Raw genomic sequence first — 23,189 nt, 5'->3', positions numbered from 1 at the left:
CTCTTCAATGTTTTTATAAAAATGAAGGTTGAATAATAAGATAAAACCATCTAATAATAGGTCTATAAGTTCTAGACATTTATCTAGCAACTTATATCCACTACTATTAGGAAATAAATACAATGACGTATAAAAATGTAACTGTCGCGGGAAGCGGCATCCTAGGCTATCAAATTGCTTTTCAGGCCGCATTTCATGGTTTTAATGTCAGTGTCTATGACATCAATGATGAGGTTTTAGAAAAAGCAAAATCAAAATTTCAATTGATGTGCAAGGCTTTTCGAAAGGATTTGAGGGCAACTCAAGAGCAGTTGGATAAGGCTTTTGATAACCTTAGCTACACCTCAGACTTAGCAGAAGCGGTCAAAGATGCTGACCTAATGATTGAAGCCATTCCCGAGATTCCTGAGATTAAAATCGAATTTTATGAAAAACTTGCCAAACTAGCGCCAGAGAAAACCATCTTTGCGACCAATACCTCTACCTTACTTCCTAGCCAGTTTGCAGAATCAACGGGACGACCTGCGCAGTTTTTAGCGCTACACTTTGCCAATAAGATTTGGATGCATAATGTCGCCGAAATCATGGGGCATCCTGGCACAGATCCTAAAGTATTTGATAAGGTTGTTGCTTTTGCTACTGCCATCGGTATGGTGGCAATGCCGCTGGATAAGGAGCAACCGGGCTATATCATGAACAGTTTGTTGGCGCCTTTTATAGATGCAGCTTTGCAATTGGTTGCAAAAGAGGTCGCCGATCCACATACGATAGATAAAACGTGGATGATAGTAACTGGCGCGCCGTCGGGTCCCTTTGCCATATTGGACACTATCGGTATCAACACTGCATACAACATCACAAAACTATCTGCTGAAAAAACTCAAAACCCTGCGAGGTTCAAGGCTGCTCAATATTTAAAAGAGCAATTAATCGATCAAAACAAACTAGGATTTGCGACTGGTGAAGGATTTTATACTTATCCAAACCCTGCCTTTATGCAACCTGATTTTTTAAAATAATAAATAGCTTTCAAACTGGCTCTAAAACACAAAAGGCCATTCAAGCTATATATTGCATCGCTTGAATGGCCTTGTCAGTCGCGCATTTTATCTAACTAAATATCTTAATATTAGGGTTTACTTTCGGCGATAACTATCCAAACCTATCTACGTTATGTTTGTTCACTAAAAAGAAAAGTCATATCGCGTCAATGCAATGATCTCAATTGGCACTGCATATTTCCAAGGCATACCGCCCGTACAATAGAACTGGCCATCTTCAAAAGCCACAATGCGAGATGTGAAGTCATTACCTACCTGATCTTCTAGAGCATTCTCATCACTCTCATCACTTACAGCACACCATATATTTTTATGACCGTCCTCAAGCATTGAACGAGTTAGTTCGCTTCCAACAATTACCGTATCCATGTTGTTACTCCTATTCAATGACAATGATTAGTAAGCTAAACAAGCGGTTTTGTAACAGCAATCACTTGAGCATCTTCGAACCTGTTTTATCTATCGTTGCAAAATATTGATGGTTAGACAGATGAGCTTATAAATAGATAGTACAGATGTATTGTCAGCTAGAACAAGAAGTTGTAGATAGATGGTAGATTTTAGTACATAGGCTGTAAAACTAATCTGTATGTAGAACGTAACAGTCATTATATTGATAATGAGTTATAGCCCTACATCATCATGAGTAAGCGCCACTCTCTTTACTGAGACAGCATATTCCCATAGCTCACCTTTATCACAAACGAACTGATCGTTATTAAAGGCTACAATAGGAACCAATAATTCGTAGTAACCATTATCTATGGTTACTACAGCATAATCATCGCTAACGTTGCTGACAGCACACCATACATAGTCGCTGACATTTTCCAAGATTGCTTTGGTTAACTCACTGCCTTGTAATTCAGCAATCATCTTCAGGCTCCAATATCTATCAAGTTAATCTATTACTTTATAGATAAATTCGGTTTTTGCAATATATCTGTATAACTCATAAGTTCTCGAAATACACCTGACTTCCCTCGAGCAGATTTTTTATAGTTAGAATTTATACTCAAACTATTCAAAGATATTTTTAATCTTATGCTCGATATACTGTCTTTTCGGTATGATAAATAGGCTTTCATTTATGCTATAAAAGACTGCTTAATCGATGCTCGTTAACGCTTTACTAACATCTAAGAAATTGACAGCGGGGGGCAGCTTATACTACCCTTTATCACTCATTCACTTTATTAATCTTACTTCTTAAATAGTAAGATCGTTCCGGAGTAATCCCATGCAATGGACCAAACCAGCTTTTCAAGACATTCGTATCGGTTTCGAAGTGACTATGTACTTCGAAGCACGCTAAAACTCATTAGCACTCAATCCATTAAAAGCCCTAGATGATTAGGGCTTTTATTTTTTTGGAAATATTGATTTATGTATATTCACGTTTTAGGCTCAGCTGCTGGTGGCGGTTTCCCGCAGTGGAACTGTAACTGCGATAATTGCCACGGTGTCCGTCAAGGCACGATTCAGGCAAAAACCCGTACCCAATCTTCGATAGCCATATCAGAAAATGGTGTGGATTGGATCTTATTCAACGCATCCCCTGATATCCGCCAACAATTATTTGAGTTCAAGGCAGCACAGCCAGCACGTCAATTGAGAGATACCGGCATCACCAATGTGGTCTTGATGGACAGTCAACTTGACCATACGACGGGGCTGTTGACCCTGCGTGAAGGTTGTCCAATTCCTGTTTGGTGTACTGACATGGTCTATCAAGATCTAACGACAGGATTTCCTCTCTTTAATATGTTAAAGCACTGGAATGGCGGCTTGCAATATAATCAAATTGATCCAGAAAAGACGTTTAAGATTGAAGGATTTGACAATTTAGAATTGACGCCTTTAGTGATTAGAAGCTCAGCACCGCCCTACTCCCCGCATCGTAATGATCCGCATGATGGCGATAATATTGCGCTGATTGTAAAAGACTTAAAAACACAAAAACAACTCTTTTATGCGCCAGGTCTCGGTAAGATTGATGATCAAGTGATGCAGATTATGAAAAGCTCTGATTGCGTGATGATTGACGGTACGTTATGGACGGACAATGAAATGCAAGAGTGCGGTGTCGGTACGAAGACCGGCCAAGACATGGGGCATTTACATATTAGTGGTGAAGATGGCTCGCTGCATTATCTAGATCAGTTAGATAACGCTCGTAAGGTGCTGATCCATATCAATAACACCAATCCGATATTAAATGAACAGTCTGAACAAGCCGCGACATTAAAACAACATGGTGTTGAAGTAGCATTTGATGGTATGCAGATTGAGCTGTAAGACAAACGGTAAGGCAATGATAGCAATCGTAAGGTGAGAACAATGCAAGAAGAAAACACAGCACTCAGTCCAGAAGCGTTTGAACAAGCGATTATGGCAAAAGGTCAGTATTATCATATCCACCATCCTTTTCATATCATGATGCATGAAGGCAAAGCCAGCCAGCAGCAAATCCAAGCGTGGGTTGCCAATCGATTTTATTATCAGATCAACATTCCATTGAAAGACGCGGCCATTATGGCAAACTGTCCTGATCAGCGCGTGCGTCAAGAATGGATTCAGCGCATGATTGATCAAGATGGCGTCTATCCTGACGGCGGCGGTCGTGAAGCATGGTTAGGTCTGGCAGAGGCAGTTGGTTTGACGCGTGAGCAGGTGATTTCTGAAGATCTAGTGCTACCGGGTGTGCGTTTTGCCGTCGATGCTTATGTGAACTTTGCGCGTCGTACCTCATGGCGAGAAGCCGCCAGTAGCTCACTGACCGAGCTGTTTGCCCCGCAAATTCACCAGTCACGTTTAGAGTCGTGGCCCAAGCATTACCCTTGGATAAAAGAGCAAGGCTATACCTATTTCCGCTCACGCTTGAGCCAAGCGCGCCGCGATGTTGAGCATGGTTTGACCATCACGCTTGACTCGTTCAAAACGGCTGAGCAACAAGAGCGTATGCTTGAGATCCTACAGTTTAAGCTCGATATCTTATGGACGATTTTGGATGCCTTGAGCTTGGCCTATGTGCATAATCAAGCCCCTTATCAAAGCGTTACCACTGACAATGTCTGGCATAAAGGATTGTTCAAATGAGTATACCTGCTAGTTTACCTGAGCTGGATCAATCCATCGTACCGGTATGGCGTCACGGTTATCGTTTTCAGTTTGAACCAGCGCAAGATGCCTATGTCTTACTCTACCCTGAAGGCATGATCAAACTAAATGAGAGTGCCAGCATCATCGGGCAACACATTGATGGTCAAGCAACCATCGCCGATATTATCCAAAAGGTACAAGCTATGTTTGGCGATATTCCCGAAATCGAGCAAGACATCATTGAATATATGCTGGTCGCCCAGCGTGAACATTGGATTGATTTAATATGACTGCGCCAGTCGGGCTACCGTTATGGCTACTTGCTGAGCTGACCTATCGCTGCCCTTTACAATGCCCTTATTGCTCAAACCCTATCGATTATGCTCAGTATAAGCAGGAGCTAACGACCCAAGAATGGTTTGATGTGTTTGATCAGGCGCGGCAAATGGGCGCAGTGCAGCTTGGTTTTTCTGGCGGTGAGCCATTGGTTCGTCAAGACCTAGAAGAGTTGGTCGCTTATGCGCATAACCAAGGTTTTTATACCAACTTAATCACGTCAGGTATGGGGCTTACTGAGGCTCGGATTGCACGTTTAAAAGAAGCAGGTCTTCAGCATATTCAGATTAGCTTTCAAGCCAGTGATCCTACGGTCAACAATGCCTTGGCAGGTTCAAAACATGCCTTTGAGCAAAAGTACGAGATGTCACGTCTGGTTAAGCAATACGACTATCCGATGGTACTTAACTTTGTGATTCATCGGCAAAACATCGATCAGATTGACCAGATTATTGACCTCTGCTTAGAGCTGGAAGCCGACACGGTCGAGCTGGCTATTTGTCAGTTTTACGGTTGGGCATTTGAGAATATAGAGGGTTTGCTACCAACCAAAGCGCAAGTGGTCCGAGCCGAACGCATTACCAATGAATACCGCAAGCAGATTGAAGAACGTGGTATCAAATGCAAACTTATTTTCGTGGTGCCTGACTATTACGAAGAACATCCGAAACCTTGTATGGATGGTTGGGGCAAGATTTTCTTAACAGTCGCACCAGACGGTACAGCCCTACCTTGCCATGCTGCCAGACAAATGCCAATACAGTTCCCCAATGTACGACATACACCACTGTCAGATATTTGGTATAAATCTGCCAGTTTCAATCAGTTTCGCGGTGATGACTGGATGCCCGATATGTGCCAAAGCTGCCCAGACAAAGAGCGCGATTATGGCGGCTGCCGTTGCCAAGCGTTTATGCTGACTGGGGACGCCAAAAATGCTGATCCTGTCTGTGGCAAATCGCCTTATCACTACCTGATCGAGGAGGCGCGTATCAACAGCGAGACGCCTGTACCTTTTAAAGAGTTGCGCTTTCGTAATCCAAAGAATTCTAAAACACTGAGTAACAAGCAGCTGAATAAAGACAAATTGATTCCTACTCGTATGGTAACGGATTGAATATGGATACTGATACTAAGCCTGTGATATTTGATGGACATAATGATCTGTTGACTCGACTTTGGCTAAGTTCAGCTGTCGATCCTGTGCATGATTTTATTCATGGCACGTTACCGGGACATTTGGACTTACAACGCTGCAAAGAAGCGAATTGGATGGGCGGATTATTTTCTATTTTTTTACCGCCCTACGCTTATGTGAAAAATAATCATCCTGACAAATTAGCCAACCCATCACATTCAGATTTTACACCGCAAGAAATCGTCGATATCTGCTGTGCGCAGTTAGCACTTGCACAGCAACTAGAGGCACGATCAAACGGTCAGATCCAGATTTGCACCTCGCTAGAACAAATCAAAGCCTGTCAGCAAAATCAGCAACTGGCCATCGTTTTGCATTTGGAAGGTGCTGAGTTTTTAGCCATACAGCCTGAACTGCTAGATGTGTTTTATGATGCCGGACTCAGAAGCATTGGCCCACTATGGAATAGAAAGAGCCTCTTCGGTGATGGCTTAAATGCGTCTTTTCCACACTCTCCAGATACGGGAACTGGGCTCACAACTCAAGGTAAAGCGCTTGTTTTGGCCTGTCATGACAAGCAGATGCTGATCGACGTGTCGCATATGAATGAACGCGCTTTTTGGGATACGCTAGAGATTGCCTGCCAGCCTATTGTTGCGACACATTCAAACGCACATGCTCTCTGTCAGCAAGCACGGAACTTAACCGATCAGCAGCTGGCTGCTATTAAACAAAGCGACGGTATGGTTGGGGTGAATTTCGATGTGGCATTTCTTCGTGCAGATGGGCAACGTAATACGCAAACTTCGCTTGATGTGATTGTCGATCATCTTGATTATTTAATTGACCATCTAGGCGAAGATCATGTTGGTTTTGGCTCTGATTTTGATGGTTGCCTACTACCTGATAAGCTATCTGATATCAGTCAAATCTCCATGTTGATTGAGCGGATGCAACAACGTAACTTCTCAAATCAACTGATTGAAAAGGTGACGTCAAAAAACTGGTTTACGGTGCTTGATAAGATATGGCAATAGTTAAAAGAGTCATAAAGCAATCACCGTATAGGGACTGCTGTTTTGCTCATCTGATTAAATAGGATAATAATTAGTTTTCGTTTTACCTTAATACTTGCTCTACTCGTTCAATCAAGTATTCTTTGACCGCATTAAACAGTGGATCGATTAATCGCCGTTCTGGGCAAATCAAATATAGTGGATAGTTGGCCACTTGCCAGCCGTCCAACTCCACCTCGACAAGTCTCCCTGCCTTTAAATCGCCGGCTATATCTAACTGAGACTTTAATGCGATGCCTTTACCCGCCACTGCCCAGCGGTGCACAACGTCACCGTCTTTACTTCTACGATTCCCATCCACTGCCACACGTTTAGTCTTGCCCTCTTTTTCAAAGGTCCACTCGCTCAAATACTTTTCATCATGACCCAAACGTAAGCAGTTATGCTGCGACAAATCTTCCGGCATTTTTGGGATACCGATATCCTTATAAATTTTGCTCAAATAATCCTTTGACGCACACAGTATAGGGCGATTATTCAACACTATGGGTAATGCGACCAGTGATGAATCTTTGGGTGCGCCATAACGTAGTGCCAAATCAATCTGCTGACCGTACAAGTCCACATAGCTGTCTGACATATGTAGCTGCACCGTCACTTTTGGGTGAATGTCTATAAAATCGTCCAGCCAAGGCAAAATTAAGTTTCGTCCCAAATCTGATGATGCCGACAGTCGGATGGTACCGGTCAGCTCAGCATCATTGTCATGTAGTCCTGCGTAAGCATTGTCTAAGATAGCCACCGCATCTCGGCAATGCTTCAAATATTGCTCACCCTTGCTAGTTAGACGCAGCCTACGAGTAGAGCGAACAAATAATACCGTCTCGATTTCGGCTTCTAATCGCTTGACCGCTGCACTCACAACGGCAGGCGACAGATCTAAGTGCCGAGCACAGGCAGATAGGCTACCTAAGCGAGCGGTCTCAATAAAAATACGTAAATCCTGCAAATTTTTCATCGTCATGCCTTCGTTCAATTAACGTCTAACTTAGCAACCACCATCGCTTGCTGCTGCTAGCCTCATCATTATATAAAAATTATTGAAACTGTTTCTCTAAACCTGCTGATTATCAAAATCATTAATTATAGTAGCATGCACCTATAAGATTTACTCACACATTTGGAGATACACGATGGATACTATAATACGGCCTACAAGCACACAGGTTACTCAACACCATAGCCACCATGATAGAGATAATAAACAAAGCGCACTACAGCAAGCACGCAACTTACCACTACCTTCAAAATCAGACATGCTTAGACGTGCACCATCGGTAGAGCATTTCTGGCATCAAAACAGCCAGTTACTAGAGCAAGCATGGGCAGAGTGGGAAACCACTGAGCATGACTTGCCTGTACTCGATGACTCATTATTTGATCCAACTCTACGTGATGCAGTGACGCAAGCATGGCACACTCCTTCTACGGAGACGGCTGTTAAAAATTTATGGCAAGAGATACTACCTGACGTATACCAAGGACAACTCTTTGATCCAGCACAACTATCAACGCTGCGCCGTTATCTGCAAGCAATCGCAGACGCTAATATCCCAATACGTCCTCCTTATGGTATCGCATTGAACAGTAATGGGGCCATGCTAGATGCGCGCTCACTAGGCTATTTGGCCACCCCTAATTTTCAGGCGTTTTATCATAAAGTCATGAATCAATATATGCGTCCTATCGCTCGGCTATTATTTGCCAATGTTTATGGCTATGACACTCAGACCTTTGGGTTCTCGATTCAATACCAGCCGACAGGCGACACATCGCTACAACTGCATACTGATGCTTCAGCGGTGACTATGAATATTAACCTAAATCTGCCAGGCGAAGACTTTACTGGATCAGAAGTTGACTTTGTTGATCGCCATTTGGGGCAAACCAAACGTGCCATCTTTAAACCTGGCATGGCGATTATTCATAGAGGCTCGGTGCCGCACGCCGCACATCCAATTACTAGTGGCAAACGTACCAATATGGTGCTTTGGCTGTATGGCGATAATATGCAAATACCACGAGGAGTTGGGCTTAATAGTCATATTGATGCCAATCAACGTTGGACTGCTACGCACAGTCAGCCTGATAATTTCGCACCGTTTTAAGATCAGTTTATGCGTTTAATAAATTTATCAATTGATAAAGTACATTCATTATACGTCCTAATATAGCTAATAAATAACCTTTAAACAGATTAGAAACGCCATATTCTCAAAATAATATTGAAAGTGTTTTCTCTTGTAGTTAGTGGTTCTAATGTATGAACTTTACTATTATGAGTCATCGCTAGGACGGGCTAATCATTCAACTTATCTATGCACGAATAAGGATTGAGTAGCACCGTTTGTTAAATCCGTTTGTATTACCAGCTGACTAAAAAACTGAAACTTACTTTACTTAAGGACAATCATGAAAACCATTAATGAAGCACTAAACTGGCGTTACAGCACCAAAGTATTTGATGCCAATAAAAAGATATCTGCTGAAGATTTTGAGCAGATCAAAGACATGCTACAAATGAGTCCATCAAGCACCAATATTCAACCATGGAGCTTTGTCATTGCAGATGATGACGCAGGCAAAGCACGCATTGCCAAAAGCACGCAAGGTGCCTTTCATTTTAATACACCTAAAGTCCTAGATGCCTCACATGTGGTGGTTTTCTGTACTCGTATCCATGCCGACGATGAATACATGCAGGCGGTTTTAGAAAAAGAAGATCAAGATGGTCGCTATGCGCAGCCAGAATTCAAAGCACAGATGCATCAAGGTCGCCAATTGTTCTTAGATATGCATCGCTTCGATGCCAAAGATGAGCCACATTGGCTTGCCAAACAGGTATATCTCAACATGGGCGGAGTACTATTGGGCAGCGCGCTTTTGGGTATTGATACCGTCCCTATGGAAGGCGTTGATTTACAGGCGCTTGATACGGAGTTCGACTTACGTAGCAAAGGATATTCTGCTGTGGCAGTGGTATCGTTTGGCTACCGCAGCGATGATGACTTTAATGCCAAAATACCTAAATCACGCTTGAGTGAAGAGACTATTTTTATTAGGGCTTAAGCAATCATTAGGGTCTGTTGAACATTATCAAATGGTCAATAAGCATAATTTTAGCGTTGCTATTGGCCGTTTGAGTTTCTGCTATAGATTTTCTGACGTTTTTTAATAATATTTCTTATTAATCTACTATGTTGTTTTCAAAGTAAACATAAATAATAACTGGAGCCGACGATGAATTTGGCAAACAATAAAAAAAATGCTATCGCGTTCTATAAGACCGCTTACGAGGGTAATCCACAAAAAGCTGTCGCTGATTATGTAGGTGATGATTATATTCAACACAATCCCGCTGTAGCCAATGGTAAATCAGGATTTATTGAATACTTTGAACGGATGCAAGCACAGTATCCAAATAAGTCAATTGAGTTTGTACGTTGTATCACTGAAGATGACTTAGTCTCATTGCATACCCATCAAGTCTGGCATAACGAAGATAAAACCATCGATGAATTCGTGACGATGGATTTCTTTCGATTTGATAATAGTGGGAAAATTGTTGAGCATTGGGATTCTATCCAGCAAATACCTAAGGGTTCTGCTAATGATCAAACCATGTATTAGTTCATATATATAGAAGCGATAACCCCTTTTATGCGTAATCAGACTATGCATAATCTACGCCTTTAATCCTCAATCATAGTAGCAATAAATACCTATTGGCTAATGTTAACATTAGAGCCGTCGTAAGATATTTCCTGTCTATTTTTCCTATCTATTAATATCCTAGTTTATGAGTTTTTTGCTACCAATAAGGCGAACGCTTTATTTCTTCGGCGAGAAAATCAATAAACTTTCTTTGTAGTGGTGTCACCTGCTTTCGATTGGCATAAACCACATAAACACCCAAAGTTTTAGGTTTCCATTCAGGCAATAACTCAATAAGTTGTCCAGATGCAATCAAAGATTTGACTGCGCCAGATGGCTGTAAGCTGATCCCATGTCCACGCAACGTGGCAGAGAGCAAGACTTCAGAGATATTGGCGCTGATATTGCCAGAAATAGGAACAGACTCTGGACCATTTGGCCCATCGAACACCCATGCAGACCGTCCAAAATACGCAAACGATAGACAGTTGTGATGTATAAGCGACTGTACATCTGTAGGTCTGCCACGCCTTTGTAAATACTCAGGTGCAGCGCATACGATAGAGTGGCACTCACCGATACGTCTGGCAACCACATTTGGCTCCAAGTCATTGGTGATACGAATAGCTAAGTCAATACGGGCATCAACTAAATTGACCGAATCATCAGTGGTAAGAATATCAATCGCTGTTTGCGGCCAGTGAGAGACAAAACGACCAACCACATCCATCAACAGGCTATCAATCAGCGAAAAGCTGGCAGTGATTCGCAGCTGACCTTTTAGCTCCAAAGTATTTTGATTGCGTATCTGATCCAACGAGTCAGTCAATCCAAGCAACTGGTACGCCACCTCAAGGGTCTGCTCACCAGGTGCAGTGAGGCTCAGACTTCTAGTGGTGCGATGTAATAAGCGCATATCCATCCAGCTCTCAAGCTCTGTCAGATAGCGCGTTACCTTAGCTCTAGACATGTCTAAATTGTCCGCGGCACGGCTCAAGCTACCTTGCTCGACGATCGTAATAAACACCTGCAACGCGGTCAGCCTATCCATCTCTACATCCTTATTTGCGCGAAAACTGAAACAGTAAATGCCGAATTATAGCGTATTTAAACGAAATACAATCGAATAGAATAGCCACTAACAACGAATACCGCTATTAACGCGGTCTATTTACTCAAACGAAAATATAGGTGAACTATGAAAAAATTAATGACAGCTTCTATGGCGGCCAGTGTGCTACTGCTCGCAACCCAAGTAAACGCAGCCGATCTACAACTGCAAGCATATAAACCTGATCAAAATGCTATTTTCCCAGTGACCTCTGTGCTGGCAAGTGGCGAGAAAGATGCTATCTTGTTCGATGCACAGTTTAGTGTCAAAGATGGTGAAGCTTTGGTTGATATGATCAAAAAAAGTAATAAAGACCTAAAAATGATTTATATCACGGCAGGCGATCCAGATTACTATTTCGGTCTTCAGCCTTTAGTCAAAGCCTTCCCTAATGTGAAGGTTATGTCTAGCCCTTCTATTATTGAACACATTGAGGCGACTAAAGATGCAAAATTAAAGCATTGGGGTCCAATCCTTGGCAAGCATGCGCCTACCAAGATCACAGTACCGCAAACACTTGATCAGTCTACACTGACCCTAGAAGGTCACAAAATTGAAATCAAGGAGATGGGAACCCATCAAGCATACATGTGGGTACCAGAGTCAAAAACTGTGTTCGGCGGTGTGTCAGTAACATCAGGTATGCATGTGTGGACTGCTGATACCCAAACTAAAGAAGCTCGTAGCGATTGGATGCAATCATTGGAACACATGAAGCAATTAAAGCCAAACCTTGTGCTACCAGGTCACTATTCAGGCAACCTACTCAAAAAAGACTATGCTGTTGATTTCACTCTCAGTTATCTAAAAACCTTTGAGCAAGCACTGGATGAGGCAAAAAAGCAAGACTCCAAGCAGTCAGAAAAAGTGATTTCTACCATGAAATCAGCTTATCCAGCGTTGCCCGGAGGAAGTGATTTAGAGTTGAGCAGTCAAGTCAATACAGGTGAAATGAAGTGGTAAATACGGACTATTAGATATAAATATCATTATTTGATAAGTCTGTTAGCGAAATACGAGTGTCAAAATGCTGGCGTATGAATGCTCGGTCAATCAGCATACGCTAGCACTTTTAATGATAAATGAGAGTGACTAATGACAATACAGTATCGTCGTGCTACGCCTAAAGATTTTGCAGCCATTGTCGACCTCTTTGTCGTCAATATGAATTTGAGTGTATTTACTACTGCTACAGATAAGCAGGTTCTAAAGCAACTGGCTACCCTATTTCTAGCTAAAGACTGTCATTATGCTACTTTTATACAAGTTGCAGAATATGATGACATTATTTGTGGTGTGGTGATAGGGAACACTAGACAAGATCCACATAAAGCTTTGTCATTCGATGATAAGCCCATTATTGATCAGATAGAAAACAAGCTGGGTCTATCTGAACAAGGTCGACAGGTATTAAGTGATTTACAGAAAAAAGAAACGGCTGGTGCGAAACGAAAGACAGTCGATTTTGATAACGAATTACAGTTCTTCTGTGTAGATCCTGACTATCGTCGCCACCGTATTGGAGCGACGCTAATTCAGGCATTTGAGACTTATCTCGTGGCACAGGGCGTAACCACGTATGCATCACATACAGACACTTTATGTACTTATCAGTACTACGATAAGAATGGCTATCAACGTGTTGATCAGTATCCTAACCACCTAAATCCGCAGATAATACACTATACCTATGTCAAATCTTTATCTTAACAAGCTTTTATAGATGACCATCAATGATATTCAAATAAGCATAATCCAAAAGCTCTGAGACAATATTCATACAACCAATAAACTATCTTTAATTAGCCAATAAAGCGGCTTCGAATGGATAATTAGTAAGGTTTTCAAACCCAGTGTCTGTAATAATGATTTGATCTTCAAGTTTGACACCACTTTTACTACCAACTCGACCTACATACGCTTCAACGCAGAGGGCCATGCCCGGCTCCAACACACCACTATAGCCATGGCATTCAAGGTCTTCGGGGTAACGAATAGACGGGTATTCATCACAAAGACCAACGCCATGCATCATCACACCATATCTTTGCGCTCTATATTCTTCAGGAAGCAATAAACCAGATTTTGTCACCTCTTCAAATGTCATTCCTGGTTTCAATATATTCATGTTGTGTTGGATGTGTTCATAAGCTACCTGATAGAGATGCTTTTGCTCTGCACTTGGCAAGCTCTCTCCAATCATCCAAGTTCGAGACAAGTCTGCACACATTCCATAAGGGCCAATCAGATCTGTATCGAATGCAAGTAACTCACCCTCCTTCACAATTCGAGGGCCGCTTTCTTGAAACCAAGGATTGGTTCTAGGCCCTGAAGAAAGAATTCGACATTCTATCCACTCACCACCTCGACGAATATTTTCCGCATGAAGAATAGACCATATGTCATTCTCAGTGATGCCGGGTACTATTGCTTCTTGCATGCACTTAATCGCAACCTCTGTTGAGGCAATTGAACATCGCATGGCATTAATTTCATCTTCGTTCTTAATAGATCGAGCAAACTCCATCACTTCCTGACCATCAAAAACATCGATTCCTAACTGTTTTATCTTATTGAAACCAGCAATTTCAATTTTATCGATAGCCAATCTTTTATTGGCTCCAGCATGCTCCCGTAAAATAGATTGAATTTCTGAAGCAAACCTAGAGGCATGTTCGTCAGTTCTATCACCGGTTTCAAAGTAGAAGAAAGAAGCGCCTCCTCTGACTTCTTTGATCAAAGGAAGGTGTGCTGATAAGTGCTCACAATTGTGAAAATCCCATAAAATAAGATGGCCTGATGCCGATACAAAACAGGCTCTAGAGTGATTGTGGGTTACCCATACCTGCATATTTGTGGAGTCAGTCGCATATCGAATATTAAGAGGATCAAACAATAAGATACCGCTAAGATCTCTTTTCTGTAGTTCTTTTACGATTCTTTGGAGGCGGTATTCACGCATTCGTGTAAGGTTAGGAGGTGTCAGCCCTAGCTCAGCCCACTCATTGAATGCAAGATCTGTTGGACCTATCTCGACACGGTCATTATCGTTCAAAGAGCCATCAGCTTTAAACGTGCCACCTCGACGCCGTGAAGGGTCGATTTTTCGATTTGAAGATGTGACTGAAAATGTGGTTATGTTGCTCATCATTTGGCCTCCCTATAGTAATAACTCCAACAAACACAGGCTCCATTGAAGACTAGAGCCTTGCCTGAATGGTTGTATCTATAGTAATTTGCCACAAAAAATGAGTATGAAAAAAACGATTTAAACACACGAATTCATGACATAAATTCATGCGAATATTATGACGCTTTCTTTATCCGCTCTCTATGTTTCAAAACGCTATAAGGCTGTTCTTTTATATTTAATAGACTCAAGCGTGGCGAGCCAAATCAAAGGTAAGACAATCAGAGCAGAACCTATCAAAAGACTGATATCTGGTATTTCATCAAACCATACGATGCCGATAACCACTGCTCCTAACAGACCGGTATATTCTGCACTAGATATTTTATGTGCTTCAACCGCTCGGTAGACCAGTACGCAGATACCCGCATAGATCAAAATAAACAAATTTGAGCCTGCTGCTATCCATAGCGCGTACCAACTCAAAGGAGCATTTTCCCAAATAGCCAAACCAAGCCCCAATGGTATTCCGACTAAATTGGTCAAAAACAAGGTCTGAGTAACGGTGTGATTCGAAGGCAATTTACGCACTAGTAGGTTGTTCGTCGCCATGGTTAAGGCCACGATCAGCGCAAATATAGCACCCATATTAATTTGTGTTGGTTTTACCACGACAAGAATACCTATGAAGCCTAGTATTGCCACAACGATGCTTGGCGCGGTGAGTCTGTCTTTATAAAACAGAAACCCTAAAGGCAACATCAGTAAAGGCGCAGTATAAAAAATCGCATTGACCGTGGCTAGCGGTAGCGCTTGAATAGACAACACCATAAATACCGCGCCAAACAACCAAATATGCCCACGTACAAAATGCCATTTTACGTTACTAAGTAGCTTGGCTTTTGGGTTGAATAAACAAAACGGTAGCAGCATCAAGATAGCTGTTAGCTGACGCAATAGCACAAACTGATAGACCGCTGCGCCATCTGGCAACTCTTTTATCAGCGCATCTGAAAGGACTGCAATCATGTTTCCTGCAACCAACAGTATCATTGCAAATCCAACACTCATCTTCGGCATTATCATGCTTATACCTATCTCAAAATACATAAAATTTTAAATTAAGCCATTTAATCTAATGGTCAGATAAATAGTATATTCGCGTATACTCATGACGTATAATGATATAAAAACGTTTAGTATTAGTTGAACTCATAATGAAACTTCCTCCATTACGTGCCATACAATGCTTTGAATCTGTAGCAAGGCTTAATAGTTTTTCTAAGGCAGCAGAAAGCCTCAACGTGACGCAAAGTGCCGTGAGTCATCAGGTTCGAATGCTTGAAGAGTATCTTGGTGAAGCGCTATTTTATAGGCAGGGCCGAACCCTTTCTTTAACAGATATAGGTGCTCGCTATTTCACAGAAGTAAATCAATCGCTGACTACTCTATCCAATACCAGTCAGGCCATTCGCCATGATAAGCCTGGCCATATTCGCCTAGCGCTGTATAGTTCAGTGGCTGTCAATTGGTTGATTCCTCGGTTAGAAAACTTCCGCGAACAGCACCCAGAGATTGAGCTGACCTTAAATATGGTGACAGACCAAGACGACTATAATGAGCAATGTTCGGATTGCTTTATTACCGTCAATCCACCGAAACGCAATGTAGTCAGCAAGCTTTTATTCGCTGAGAAGCTATTTCCTGTCTGTGGCCAAAAGCTTTGGGCAGAAATAAAGGATCAGCCATTGCCTGAGGGGTTATGGCAACACCCTATACTGTCCGTAAAATATTCTGACAAAAGTGAAGGTACGGCTAATGATTGGCTAAAATGGTGTAAAGCAGGCGGGTTCGAGTTTCCAAGTAATGTAAAAATCAATCAGTTTAGCCACGTACTGCTTGCCGCACAGGCCGCGCGTTATAACTTAGGTATTACGCTTATCGACAACTATATGATGCTAGAACAAACACATCAGCAAAATCTTGTTAGAATCCCAATGCATGAATTACTCACTGGCGACAGTTTCTATTTCTTTTATAATGACTTAAAGTCAAATCAACCAGACATCATTAAATTGAGTCGTTGGTTAGAGTCACAATGTCTTTAAGAGTGTTTTAAGTAGCATTTTAAATAAGTGTTTCTAAAGTTCATCATTAACGAGTATTACCTATAATTGCGACTAATAAGTGCTGTGAAAGTATCAACCCCCTACGATAAAGAGCAAGACCTATGCAAGTAACCCTCAATCAAATGGATATTACCGATTATCAAGTATCGGTAAATGCTGCTGCGATATTAAAATCAATCCATGATCATCAAGTTTGCGATGGCTTTATGATTTTTCCAGAACTTGCTTTGACTGGCTTTCCGACGCTAGACAATATTGAAGCGTTGTATCATCAATCAACAGAGCACTTTCACAGCATATTGAAAGCAAGCAAAAATACAGATTCAACCATCATTATTGGACATATTGACAAACAGGATCAACTTTTCTATAACGCATGTTCTTTTATAAAAAACGGCAAAATCATTCATAAACACCGAAAGTCAAAACTTTGGCTTGATGATGTTGGGGTATTTACCAGTGGAGAAGACTTATCAGTGGTTAGCATTAATGATGTGGTTTGCGGTGCTCAGATTTGTTTTGAGCTAGAGTTTCCAGAAGGCTCAAGAGCACTGGCAAAAAAAGGCGCACAGATCATATTTATGCCAAACGGTAATATGTCTCCCTATGCAAATACCCACTATGTATTGACTCAAGCTCGGGCTATAGAGAACCAATGTTTTGTGATTACCTGCAATGGTGTCGGCGTCGGTCATGGCGGTCAGTTTGTAGGAGAGAGTCTAATCGTTTCTCCTACGGGACGAATCATCAAAAAACTTGGTTCGTCGCCAGATATAGTAACAGTAGATATAGATTTAGAGGAACTAGAGCAGTCTAAGCAAAACTATCACTATATAGACTTGTCTTAATGTAACCATAGAGCTTAATCATTAAACTGAGTGGTAAGGTTATTTTCTGGAGAAACCACAGTGAAGAAAAATCACGGTTACGTATCGCGGCTGATGTCTGGTGGATTGAAAGCCAATGGACTATCGTTGAGCTAGTACAGTGCAATCTATATATCCTATGACTTACTATTCTCAGTCTCTCAAAGCATCTTCAACAAAGCTCAACCGGTCTTGACCAAAAAACATCTCACCATTTACGAAGAAACTTGGTGCCCCAAATACGCCTCGTGCTACTGCTTCTTCGGTACTAGATTTTAAACGCGCTTTAACCTCAGGCTCACTAATACGTACCTTAAAATCAGTCGCCTCAATGCCTACTTTCGACAGAACTTCAGCCACAACTTCTGGTGATTCCATATTTAACTTTTCAGCCCATAGCGCATTAAAGATAGCGGATAAATAACTCTCAAATTTGGATGTCCCCAAATAAGCGGTAACACCGCGCATAAGCTGCATCGTATTGACTGGGAAAAATGGATTGAAGCAAAAAGGCACGTCATAGATGGCTGAAAAACGCTTCAGGTCTTTGAGCATATAAGCGCCTTTAGCAGGTACGGCAGCTGGTGAGGTGTTACCAACGGCTTGAAACACTGCGCCAAGTAACATAGGTCGCCAAACAATCTCGGCATTGTGACGCTGCACGATACTCGCTAACTGTGTCCATGCCAAATAACTGGCTGGGCTGCCCACATCAAAGAAAAATTCTACTTGTTTACTCATTTTTGCATTCCTTGCAATATGTTAAAAATCCATTAAAAGTTTTGATGGTTATTAACCAGATAGGATTAAAAAGTTTCCATCCATGGGCGTAAATCCAGCTCATGCGTCCAGCTATCCCTTGGCTGACAGTGCAACTGCCAATACTGCTCAGCGATATGTTCTGGATTTAAGATACCGTCTTGGTCTTTTAGCTCATAGCGCTCGGGAAAGTTGTCACGAATAAAATCAGTATCAATGGCACCGTCAATGATAGGGTGTGCGACATGTATGCCTTTAGGTCCTAACTCTCGCGCCATGCTTTGTGCCAATGCCCGCAGAGCAAACTTAGCGCTAGCAAAAGCCGAAAACCCTTTACTACCGCGTAAAGACGCTGTTGCACCCGTAAAAATAATTGTCCCCCTCGCACGTGGAATCATGACTTTTGCCGCTTCTCTACCTGTCAAAAACCCCGCCAAGGCACCCATCTCCCACACTTTTCGATAGACCCTTTCTGTCGTATCTAAGATGGAGAAATGAACATTTGCCCCGATGTTAAACACCACGACTTCAATCGGGCCAATGTCTTTTTCAATATGAGCAAACAGCTCAACCATCTCTTGCTCGATACGCGCATCACAACCAAATGGCTTGACTACTCCTCCAGCCGCTTCGATATCACTGACTAATGTTTCTAGCTTCTCAACAGTCCTTCTGGTCACGCACAAAGTAAAACCTTCTCGCGCAAAACGTCTGGCAACAGCGCTGCCAGTGGCATCGCCTGCGCCGATTACAACTGCTACGGGTGCTCTGTTCATATCTATTTCCTTATAGGTTCCTTTTTAGAACTAACAAAAACATAGCTTTATTTTTGGACCCTGTCAAGCTAACCTATAGCTTAAAGATAAAGGAGATAACCTATGCGCTGGGATGAACTGGACCAACAGTCTTGCTCGGTGGCTCGCACTTTAGCAGTCATTGGTGATCGTTGGACGCTCATGATTTTACGTGATTGTTTTTTGGGAGTCAGGCGATTCGACGTATTTGAGCAACGCTTAGGCATTACACGCCATGTCCTATCTAACCGTCTTCGCAAACTGGTTGAATACGATATTTTAAAAAAAGTCGCCTATCAGCAACGGCCGCTACGTGAGGAGTATAGACTGACAGAGTGCGGATTAGATTTGCACTCTGTCGTACTGGCATTGGTCAGTTGGGGTGACAAATACATGGCTGATGAACGCGGGGCGCCGCTGTTACATAGACACAAGGCATGTGGTCACATTATGCATCCGGTGACAGTATGCTCCGAGTGCGCTGAGCCCATTACTGCACGTGATATTGAGGTTGAGATAGGACCCAAATGGATCGGTAATGATGAAGTGATTATTTAATATAGTAGCGGTTTATAAACCATTAGAGCTAGATATCAGAACACTTTATTTAAAAGACTTAACCTTTTACGGCTGTACTGTGCTTCAGCCTGAAGTGTTCCAAAACCTCGTTAACTGTATCGAACAACGTAAAATAAATCCAATCGTGGCGTGTACCTTTCCATTAAAAGAGATACATACTGCTCAAGCGATTTTCTTAGAAAAGAAACACGTGGGTAAAATCGTTTTGAACGTTGCTCAAGAATAATCATCGTTCGATAGCAAACAAATAGCGTATAAATGGCTTTGAATATTTTATTCAAAGCCACTTATATCTAAATCAATAAACGCTGTTTTGAAGCATGAAAGTCAGTCGTCTCAGTCATGACTTTCAACCATTCATTTTATTGTTAGCAGCAGAATATAGATCAAACCTATGAGATAACTGTCATTTCAGTAACGATAAATTCATCGACCATTCCATCTGTTATTTGTACATAGTTTTGGAAATGCGGGCTTTGTACATGTTGCTGAAGACACTCGTTGTTTTCCCAAATTTCATAAACCACGAAACCGTTACTATTTGCATTTTCTTGATGCAAGTCATATTGAATACAACCTTGATCATCTTGTGATGCTGCTGTCAGTTTAAGTAGCTCAGTTTTCACTTGTTCAACGTGCTCAGGTTTGGCTTTGATAGTGGCGACGATGGTAAGTGGTTTGTTTGCTTGCGTGCTCATCTATTTATCCTATGTTTATTATTATCATTGATTTAAATAGGTCCAACGTGTCTGCTAAAAGCGTCACATTGGACCTATTAATCTAAATGGCGTTATGCGTTATGCAGACCAGCCTTCTAATACAATTTTGCCATGCGCTTGCTGTTTTTCTAGCATTTGATGCGCACTGCGTAGGTGTTCAGCGGTGATAGCCCCAAGGTTGTGAGCGACCGTGGTTTTGATCTCGCCTGCATCAATCAATTTTGCCACCGCATTTAATAAATGATGCTGTTCAATCATGTCTGGCGTACTGAACATTGAGCGTGCAAACATAAACTCCCAATGCAGGCTTAAGCTTTTGGTTTTAAGCGGGTTGGCATCTAATGATTTTGGATCATCAATCAGTCCAAGCTTACCCTGCGGCTTTAAGCATTTAATGATTTCTTCATAATGATCTTCAGTATTATTGAGACTCACCACGTAGTCTACTTCAGCAATACCTGTTTTTTGTAGTTCATCAGACAATGGGTTGCGATGATTGATGACATGATCAGCACCCAAATCTTTGAGCCACTGCACGCTCTTATCTCTCGAAGCCGTACCGATAATCGTGGCAGATGTTCTTGTTTTTAATAACTGAGTTAAGATAGATCCAACGCCGCCCGCTGCGCCAATGACCAATACTGAGACGTTATTAGCATTCTCACTACTACCACTGTCATTCGCTGCGCTATCAGAGACAGGCACTTGTAAACGGTCGAACAACATCTCCCAAGCTGTAATCGTCGTCAGTGGTAATGCCGCTGCCTCAGCGAAAGACAAAGAGGCTGGCATGTGTCCAACAATACGCTCGTCGACCAACTGATATTCAGCATTGCTGCCTGAACGGGTCAAATCTCCAGCATAATAGACGTTATCGCCTACTGAGAATAAACTGACGTCTTCACCGACAGCCGTCACAGTACCAGCAGCATCCCAACCAATAACAGCATACTCACCCTCTGCAGCAGGACGCCCTTCACGGATTTTGTAATCTACTGGATTGACTGATATGGCTTTCACTTCTACGAGAATATCGCGACCTGAAGCAACTGGTTTATCAAGGGTGATGTCTTGTAGCGATTGTTCGTTATCGATAGGTAGATTGTTTTGATAACCAATAGCTTTAATAGTTTGCATAATATTGTATCCTGTTTTTAATGGGAAAGTTTTTAATAATAAAATTTGAAAATATAGTTAGTAATGGTTTAATTGTTTGAAATTTATTGATTCTGATAAATATAAGTCTTATGCATCTTATGCAAAAATTGACTGCAATACTGTTTGAGTCTGCTGCTCAAGCTCTGCAATGGCTGCTTTGTTTAGAGCATCAGCATGTGGTCGACCAAACGCCCCTCTTGCATCGCCATCTGCTCCATCTTTTATATCGTTATCAAAGTATTTACCAGTATCATCAGCGAACTCATCCGAGATGGCCAATGCAGTTAGGATATTTGCGCCCTTGTCTGCTGATGACCAATACTGACCATACGCCTCATCGACCATTTTTGTGTTCAGTAGCGAGCCTGGATTGACGGCGATGACATTGATATCGTTGCTAGCGACGGTGTCAGCTAATGCCATACTCCACATCGTGAGTGCCAGCTTACTTTGGGCATAAGCATCCTTATCATCGAGGCGGGTCTGGCCTGAAAATGCTTGATAAGATATTGACGCTTGCGCAGCTGAGCTTAAGTTCACGATACGCGCTTTATCAGACTGCTTGAGCAAAGGTAATAAAGCATTGGTCAGCTCATAAGGCGCTAGGTAATTGACCACGAAACGTACATCCAAACCGTCTTTAGTCATTGCTGATGCAGTGGTATAAATCCCTGCATTATTTATGAGCACATCGAGCTTTGGCAGTTTTTCATTGACGTCTGCTGCCATCTTTAGCACATCCGTTAGATCAGAAAAATCACCCACAAACCCATCAATATTATCTACTGCTGCGCCTGTCGCGACTGCTTGAACTTCTGCAATGACGCTAGCAAGCTTGTCAGCATCGCGGCCATGCAAGTACACTTGGTGCCCAGCTTCTGCCAGTTTTAGCGCTGCCAATTTGCCAATGCCATCTGTGCTGCCAGTAATTAAAATTGTTTTAGTGGTATTCAGAGTCATAAACCGCCCTTATTGTTTGAATTATTGTTTCAGTTTTGGATACCTGTTCTATTTTATCCGTCGTGATAGCGTCCATTGTAATGAAAGTGTTGTGGGTCAAACAGTAGCCATCATCTAAAACACTTTCAATATAATTTTGAAAGTGAGTTATATTTAAGAGGTTATGTAGAGCATTATCTAAGCGGTTGCAGTTATACTTAGGTTCAAACTTCATGAGGAATGTTAAATGCAGTATCCCATAGCAATTACACCAAGTAATAAAACAACAGCTTATGGCATATTTATCCCAGACATAGTGGGTTGCTATTCAGCCAGCGATGAACGTGCAGATATCTCTAATAATGCTAAAGAAGCGATTATGCTCCATCTAAAAGGATTGATAGAAGATGGCGAAGCCATTCCTCTACCTACCGATAGTACTAGACATAAAGATAATCTAGATTTTGAAGGAATGGATTGGGCAGTAGTAGATATTCAGATACATGAGCTTTATGAATGACATCAAAGAACCACTCATGCCTGCTAGATATAATAAATGAACTAAAACAATTCACATAACAAAAAGGACAAGTAATCTAATCATGAAAAATTGAAAAGATAATGGATAGAAAATTGCA

28 protein-coding genes are annotated in these 23,189 nt (G+C 41.8%); 17 read left to right on the top strand and 11 right to left on the bottom strand.

Features of this window, described 5'->3' with window-relative positions; translation table 11 throughout:
* Positions 1 to 122: 122 nt before the first annotated feature.
* Complete coding sequence (locus CXF60_RS02770; protein WP_102090687.1) at positions 123 to 1,019, top strand: 3-hydroxyacyl-CoA dehydrogenase; 897 nt, start codon at positions 123 to 125, stop codon at positions 1,017 to 1,019.
* 165 nt (positions 1,020 to 1,184) lie between these two features.
* Here the strand turns inward: CXF60_RS02770 and CXF60_RS02765 are convergent, their stop codons facing one another.
* Positions 1,185 to 1,430: a hypothetical protein gene (locus tag CXF60_RS02765; protein WP_102090686.1), complete on the bottom strand. Its 246-nt coding sequence runs from the start codon at positions 1,428 to 1,430 to the stop codon at positions 1,185 to 1,187.
* Between the two features lie 255 nt (positions 1,431 to 1,685).
* Entirely contained in the window at positions 1,686 to 1,937 is a 252-nt protein-coding gene (locus CXF60_RS02760; protein ID WP_102090685.1) for a hypothetical protein, read from the bottom strand.
* A 364-nt stretch (positions 1,938 to 2,301) separates the two neighbouring features.
* On the opposite strand from CXF60_RS02760, the gene pqqA reads away from it, so the two are divergent.
* The 6 genes from pqqA (at position 2,302) to CXF60_RS02730 (ending at position 6,674) form a co-directional block, all read left to right on the top strand.
* The gene (gene pqqA / locus CXF60_RS02755; RefSeq protein ID WP_082894360.1) at positions 2,302 to 2,376 is read left to right on the top strand and encodes a pyrroloquinoline quinone precursor peptide PqqA; all 75 of its coding nucleotides are present in this window, start codon (positions 2,302 to 2,304) and stop codon (positions 2,374 to 2,376) included.
* 71 nt (positions 2,377 to 2,447) lie between these two features.
* Complete coding sequence (pqqB, locus tag CXF60_RS02750; RefSeq protein WP_102090684.1) at positions 2,448 to 3,359, top strand: pyrroloquinoline quinone biosynthesis protein PqqB; 912 nt, start codon at positions 2,448 to 2,450, stop codon at positions 3,357 to 3,359.
* Positions 3,360 to 3,401: 42 nt separating this feature from the next.
* On the top strand, positions 3,402 to 4,160 hold the full coding sequence (gene pqqC, locus CXF60_RS02745) for a pyrroloquinoline-quinone synthase PqqC (RefSeq protein ID WP_102090683.1): 759 nt from the start codon (positions 3,402 to 3,404) through the stop codon (positions 4,158 to 4,160).
* Positions 4,157 to 4,453 (top strand): pyrroloquinoline quinone biosynthesis peptide chaperone PqqD, encoded by a 297-nt coding sequence (gene pqqD, locus CXF60_RS02740; RefSeq protein WP_102090682.1) that lies wholly within the window; start codon positions 4,157 to 4,159, stop codon positions 4,451 to 4,453. The genes pqqC and pqqD overlap by 4 nt, the downstream gene beginning before the upstream one ends.
* On the top strand, positions 4,450 to 5,616 hold the full coding sequence (gene pqqE / locus CXF60_RS02735) for a pyrroloquinoline quinone biosynthesis protein PqqE (protein WP_102090681.1): 1,167 nt from the start codon (positions 4,450 to 4,452) through the stop codon (positions 5,614 to 5,616). The genes pqqD and pqqE overlap by 4 nt, the downstream gene beginning before the upstream one ends.
* Before the next feature lie 2 nt (positions 5,617 to 5,618).
* Complete coding sequence (locus tag CXF60_RS02730) at positions 5,619 to 6,674, top strand: dipeptidase (RefSeq protein WP_180958072.1); 1,056 nt, start codon at positions 5,619 to 5,621, stop codon at positions 6,672 to 6,674.
* An 82-nt stretch (positions 6,675 to 6,756) separates the two neighbouring features.
* On the opposite strand, the gene CXF60_RS02725 is transcribed toward CXF60_RS02730, so the two are convergent.
* Positions 6,757 to 7,671 (bottom strand): LysR family transcriptional regulator, encoded by a 915-nt coding sequence (locus CXF60_RS02725; RefSeq protein ID WP_102090680.1) that lies wholly within the window; start codon positions 7,669 to 7,671, stop codon positions 6,757 to 6,759.
* A 175-nt stretch (positions 7,672 to 7,846) separates the two neighbouring features.
* On the opposite strand from CXF60_RS02725, the gene CXF60_RS02720 reads away from it, so the two are divergent.
* The 3 genes from CXF60_RS02720 to CXF60_RS02710 all read left to right on the top strand — a co-directional run bounded on the left by CXF60_RS02720 (position 7,847) and on the right by CXF60_RS02710 (position 10,343).
* On the top strand, positions 7,847 to 8,821 hold the full coding sequence (locus tag CXF60_RS02720) for a 2OG-Fe(II) oxygenase family protein (protein ID WP_219621816.1): 975 nt from the start codon (positions 7,847 to 7,849) through the stop codon (positions 8,819 to 8,821).
* A gap of 304 nt (positions 8,822 to 9,125) precedes the next feature.
* Positions 9,126 to 9,782, top strand: a complete 657-nt coding sequence (gene nfsB / locus CXF60_RS02715) for an oxygen-insensitive NAD(P)H nitroreductase (protein ID WP_102090679.1) — start codon at positions 9,126 to 9,128, stop codon at positions 9,780 to 9,782.
* Between the two features lie 171 nt (positions 9,783 to 9,953).
* Positions 9,954 to 10,343 (top strand): nuclear transport factor 2 family protein, encoded by a 390-nt coding sequence (locus CXF60_RS02710; protein WP_102090678.1) that lies wholly within the window; start codon positions 9,954 to 9,956, stop codon positions 10,341 to 10,343.
* A gap of 181 nt (positions 10,344 to 10,524) precedes the next feature.
* On the opposite strand, the gene CXF60_RS02705 is transcribed toward CXF60_RS02710, so the two are convergent.
* Entirely contained in the window at positions 10,525 to 11,418 is an 894-nt protein-coding gene (locus CXF60_RS02705; protein ID WP_102090677.1) for a LysR family transcriptional regulator, read from the bottom strand.
* A gap of 147 nt (positions 11,419 to 11,565) precedes the next feature.
* Between CXF60_RS02705 and CXF60_RS02700 the strand changes: the two genes are divergently transcribed.
* Positions 11,566 to 12,441, top strand: a complete 876-nt coding sequence (locus CXF60_RS02700) for an MBL fold metallo-hydrolase (RefSeq protein WP_102090676.1) — start codon at positions 11,566 to 11,568, stop codon at positions 12,439 to 12,441.
* A gap of 132 nt (positions 12,442 to 12,573) precedes the next feature.
* Positions 12,574 to 13,188 (top strand): GNAT family N-acetyltransferase, encoded by a 615-nt coding sequence (locus CXF60_RS02695; RefSeq protein WP_102090675.1) that lies wholly within the window; start codon positions 12,574 to 12,576, stop codon positions 13,186 to 13,188.
* An 88-nt stretch (positions 13,189 to 13,276) separates the two neighbouring features.
* Here the strand turns inward: CXF60_RS02695 and dddP are convergent, their stop codons facing one another.
* Together dddP and CXF60_RS02685 are read right to left on the bottom strand one after the other, a co-directional pair.
* On the bottom strand, positions 13,277 to 14,629 hold the full coding sequence (dddP, locus tag CXF60_RS02690; protein ID WP_102090674.1) for a dimethylsulfonioproprionate lyase DddP: 1,353 nt from the start codon (positions 14,627 to 14,629) through the stop codon (positions 13,277 to 13,279).
* A gap of 195 nt (positions 14,630 to 14,824) precedes the next feature.
* Positions 14,825 to 15,694: a DMT family transporter gene (locus CXF60_RS02685; RefSeq protein WP_228707019.1), complete on the bottom strand. Its 870-nt coding sequence runs from the start codon at positions 15,692 to 15,694 to the stop codon at positions 14,825 to 14,827.
* Between the two features lie 131 nt (positions 15,695 to 15,825).
* Between CXF60_RS02685 and CXF60_RS02680 the strand changes: the two genes are divergently transcribed.
* Both CXF60_RS02680 and CXF60_RS02675 read left to right on the top strand, forming a co-directional pair.
* Positions 15,826 to 16,716: a LysR substrate-binding domain-containing protein gene (locus CXF60_RS02680; RefSeq protein WP_102090673.1), complete on the top strand. Its 891-nt coding sequence runs from the start codon at positions 15,826 to 15,828 to the stop codon at positions 16,714 to 16,716.
* A 122-nt stretch (positions 16,717 to 16,838) separates the two neighbouring features.
* Positions 16,839 to 17,585, top strand: a complete 747-nt coding sequence (locus tag CXF60_RS02675) for a carbon-nitrogen hydrolase family protein (protein ID WP_102090672.1) — start codon at positions 16,839 to 16,841, stop codon at positions 17,583 to 17,585.
* Between the two features lie 171 nt (positions 17,586 to 17,756).
* On the opposite strand, the gene CXF60_RS02665 is transcribed toward CXF60_RS02675, so the two are convergent.
* Together CXF60_RS02665 and CXF60_RS02660 are read right to left on the bottom strand one after the other, a co-directional pair.
* Positions 17,757 to 18,344: a 2-hydroxychromene-2-carboxylate isomerase gene (locus tag CXF60_RS02665; RefSeq protein ID WP_102090671.1), complete on the bottom strand. Its 588-nt coding sequence runs from the start codon at positions 18,342 to 18,344 to the stop codon at positions 17,757 to 17,759.
* A gap of 65 nt (positions 18,345 to 18,409) precedes the next feature.
* Positions 18,410 to 19,138: an SDR family oxidoreductase gene (locus tag CXF60_RS02660; RefSeq protein ID WP_102090670.1), complete on the bottom strand. Its 729-nt coding sequence runs from the start codon at positions 19,136 to 19,138 to the stop codon at positions 18,410 to 18,412.
* A gap of 102 nt (positions 19,139 to 19,240) precedes the next feature.
* Here CXF60_RS02660 and CXF60_RS02655 point away from each other — a divergent pair, with 102 nt between their 5' ends.
* Positions 19,241 to 19,714, top strand: coding sequence for a winged helix-turn-helix transcriptional regulator (locus CXF60_RS02655; RefSeq protein ID WP_102090669.1), 474 nt, complete (start codon positions 19,241 to 19,243; stop codon positions 19,712 to 19,714).
* 79 nt (positions 19,715 to 19,793) lie between these two features.
* Complete coding sequence (locus CXF60_RS02650) at positions 19,794 to 19,961, top strand: zinc-binding dehydrogenase (RefSeq protein ID WP_201572306.1); 168 nt, start codon at positions 19,794 to 19,796, stop codon at positions 19,959 to 19,961.
* 166 nt (positions 19,962 to 20,127) lie between these two features.
* Here the strand turns inward: CXF60_RS02650 and CXF60_RS02645 are convergent, their stop codons facing one another.
* From CXF60_RS02645 to CXF60_RS02635, 3 genes are all read right to left on the bottom strand, one after another.
* Positions 20,128 to 20,433 carry a putative quinol monooxygenase gene (locus CXF60_RS02645; protein ID WP_102090668.1) on the bottom strand — a complete coding sequence of 102 codons (306 nt, stop codon included), beginning with the start codon at positions 20,431 to 20,433 and terminating at the stop codon, positions 20,128 to 20,130.
* Between the two features lie 99 nt (positions 20,434 to 20,532).
* Positions 20,533 to 21,582, bottom strand: a complete 1,050-nt coding sequence (locus CXF60_RS02640) for a zinc-binding alcohol dehydrogenase family protein (protein WP_102090756.1) — start codon at positions 21,580 to 21,582, stop codon at positions 20,533 to 20,535.
* 126 nt (positions 21,583 to 21,708) lie between these two features.
* Positions 21,709 to 22,572 (bottom strand): SDR family NAD(P)-dependent oxidoreductase, encoded by an 864-nt coding sequence (locus tag CXF60_RS02635; RefSeq protein ID WP_102090667.1) that lies wholly within the window; start codon positions 22,570 to 22,572, stop codon positions 21,709 to 21,711.
* A 226-nt stretch (positions 22,573 to 22,798) separates the two neighbouring features.
* Here CXF60_RS02635 and CXF60_RS02630 point away from each other — a divergent pair, with 226 nt between their 5' ends.
* A complete protein-coding gene (locus CXF60_RS02630) occupies positions 22,799 to 23,071 on the top strand; it encodes a type II toxin-antitoxin system HicB family antitoxin (RefSeq protein ID WP_102090666.1) in 273 nt (90 codons plus the stop codon).
* The last annotated feature ends 118 nt before the right edge of the window (positions 23,072 to 23,189 follow it).

The organism is Psychrobacter sp. 4Bb (assembly GCF_002836735.1).
In the GTDB taxonomy this organism is placed as follows: Bacteria; Pseudomonadota; Gammaproteobacteria; order Pseudomonadales; family Moraxellaceae; genus Psychrobacter.
This window is presented reverse-complemented; position numbering and strand designations above follow the sequence as displayed.

Excerpts from the sequence above, each read along its gene's own strand:
- pqqB (WP_102090684.1), top strand. The coding sequence starts at position 2,448 with ATGTATATTCACGTTTTAGGCTCAGCTGCTGGTGGCGGTTTCCCGCAG.
- CXF60_RS02685 (WP_228707019.1), bottom strand. The coding sequence starts at position 15,694 with ATGATAATGCCGAAGATGAGTGTTGGATTTGCAATGATACTGTTGGTT.
- CXF60_RS02760 (WP_102090685.1), bottom strand. The coding sequence starts at position 1,937 with ATGATTGCTGAATTACAAGGCAGTGAGTTAACCAAAGCAATCTTGGAA.
- CXF60_RS02680 (WP_102090673.1), top strand. The coding sequence starts at position 15,826 with ATGAAACTTCCTCCATTACGTGCCATACAATGCTTTGAATCTGTAGCA.
- CXF60_RS02630 (WP_102090666.1), top strand. The coding sequence starts at position 22,799 with ATGCAGTATCCCATAGCAATTACACCAAGTAATAAAACAACAGCTTAT.
- dddP (WP_102090674.1), bottom strand. The coding sequence starts at position 14,629 with ATGATGAGCAACATAACCACATTTTCAGTCACATCTTCAAATCGAAAA.
- pqqC (WP_102090683.1), top strand. The coding sequence starts at position 3,402 with ATGCAAGAAGAAAACACAGCACTCAGTCCAGAAGCGTTTGAACAAGCG.
- CXF60_RS02710 (WP_102090678.1), top strand. The coding sequence starts at position 9,954 with ATGAATTTGGCAAACAATAAAAAAAATGCTATCGCGTTCTATAAGACC.
- CXF60_RS02705 (WP_102090677.1), bottom strand. The coding sequence starts at position 11,418 with ATGGATAGGCTGACCGCGTTGCAGGTGTTTATTACGATCGTCGAGCAA.
- CXF60_RS02695 (WP_102090675.1), top strand. The coding sequence starts at position 12,574 with ATGACAATACAGTATCGTCGTGCTACGCCTAAAGATTTTGCAGCCATT.
- CXF60_RS02645 (WP_102090668.1), bottom strand. The coding sequence starts at position 20,433 with ATGAGCACGCAAGCAAACAAACCACTTACCATCGTCGCCACTATCAAA.
- CXF60_RS02770 (WP_102090687.1), top strand. The coding sequence starts at position 123 with ATGACGTATAAAAATGTAACTGTCGCGGGAAGCGGCATCCTAGGCTAT.
- CXF60_RS02765 (WP_102090686.1), bottom strand. The coding sequence starts at position 1,430 with ATGGATACGGTAATTGTTGGAAGCGAACTAACTCGTTCAATGCTTGAG.
- CXF60_RS02720 (WP_219621816.1), top strand. The coding sequence starts at position 7,847 with ATGGATACTATAATACGGCCTACAAGCACACAGGTTACTCAACACCAT.
- CXF60_RS02730 (WP_180958072.1), top strand. The coding sequence starts at position 5,619 with ATGGATACTGATACTAAGCCTGTGATATTTGATGGACATAATGATCTG.
- CXF60_RS02700 (WP_102090676.1), top strand. The coding sequence starts at position 11,566 with ATGAAAAAATTAATGACAGCTTCTATGGCGGCCAGTGTGCTACTGCTC.
- CXF60_RS02725 (WP_102090680.1), bottom strand. The coding sequence starts at position 7,671 with ATGAAAAATTTGCAGGATTTACGTATTTTTATTGAGACCGCTCGCTTA.
- pqqE (WP_102090681.1), top strand. The coding sequence starts at position 4,450 with ATGACTGCGCCAGTCGGGCTACCGTTATGGCTACTTGCTGAGCTGACC.
- CXF60_RS02660 (WP_102090670.1), bottom strand. The coding sequence starts at position 19,138 with ATGAACAGAGCACCCGTAGCAGTTGTAATCGGCGCAGGCGATGCCACT.
- CXF60_RS02635 (WP_102090667.1), bottom strand. The coding sequence starts at position 22,572 with ATGACTCTGAATACCACTAAAACAATTTTAATTACTGGCAGCACAGAT.
- nfsB (WP_102090679.1), top strand. The coding sequence starts at position 9,126 with ATGAAAACCATTAATGAAGCACTAAACTGGCGTTACAGCACCAAAGTA.
- CXF60_RS02655 (WP_102090669.1), top strand. The coding sequence starts at position 19,241 with ATGCGCTGGGATGAACTGGACCAACAGTCTTGCTCGGTGGCTCGCACT.
- pqqD (WP_102090682.1), top strand. The coding sequence starts at position 4,157 with ATGAGTATACCTGCTAGTTTACCTGAGCTGGATCAATCCATCGTACCG.
- CXF60_RS02665 (WP_102090671.1), bottom strand. The coding sequence starts at position 18,344 with ATGAGTAAACAAGTAGAATTTTTCTTTGATGTGGGCAGCCCAGCCAGT.
- CXF60_RS02675 (WP_102090672.1), top strand. The coding sequence starts at position 16,839 with ATGCAAGTAACCCTCAATCAAATGGATATTACCGATTATCAAGTATCG.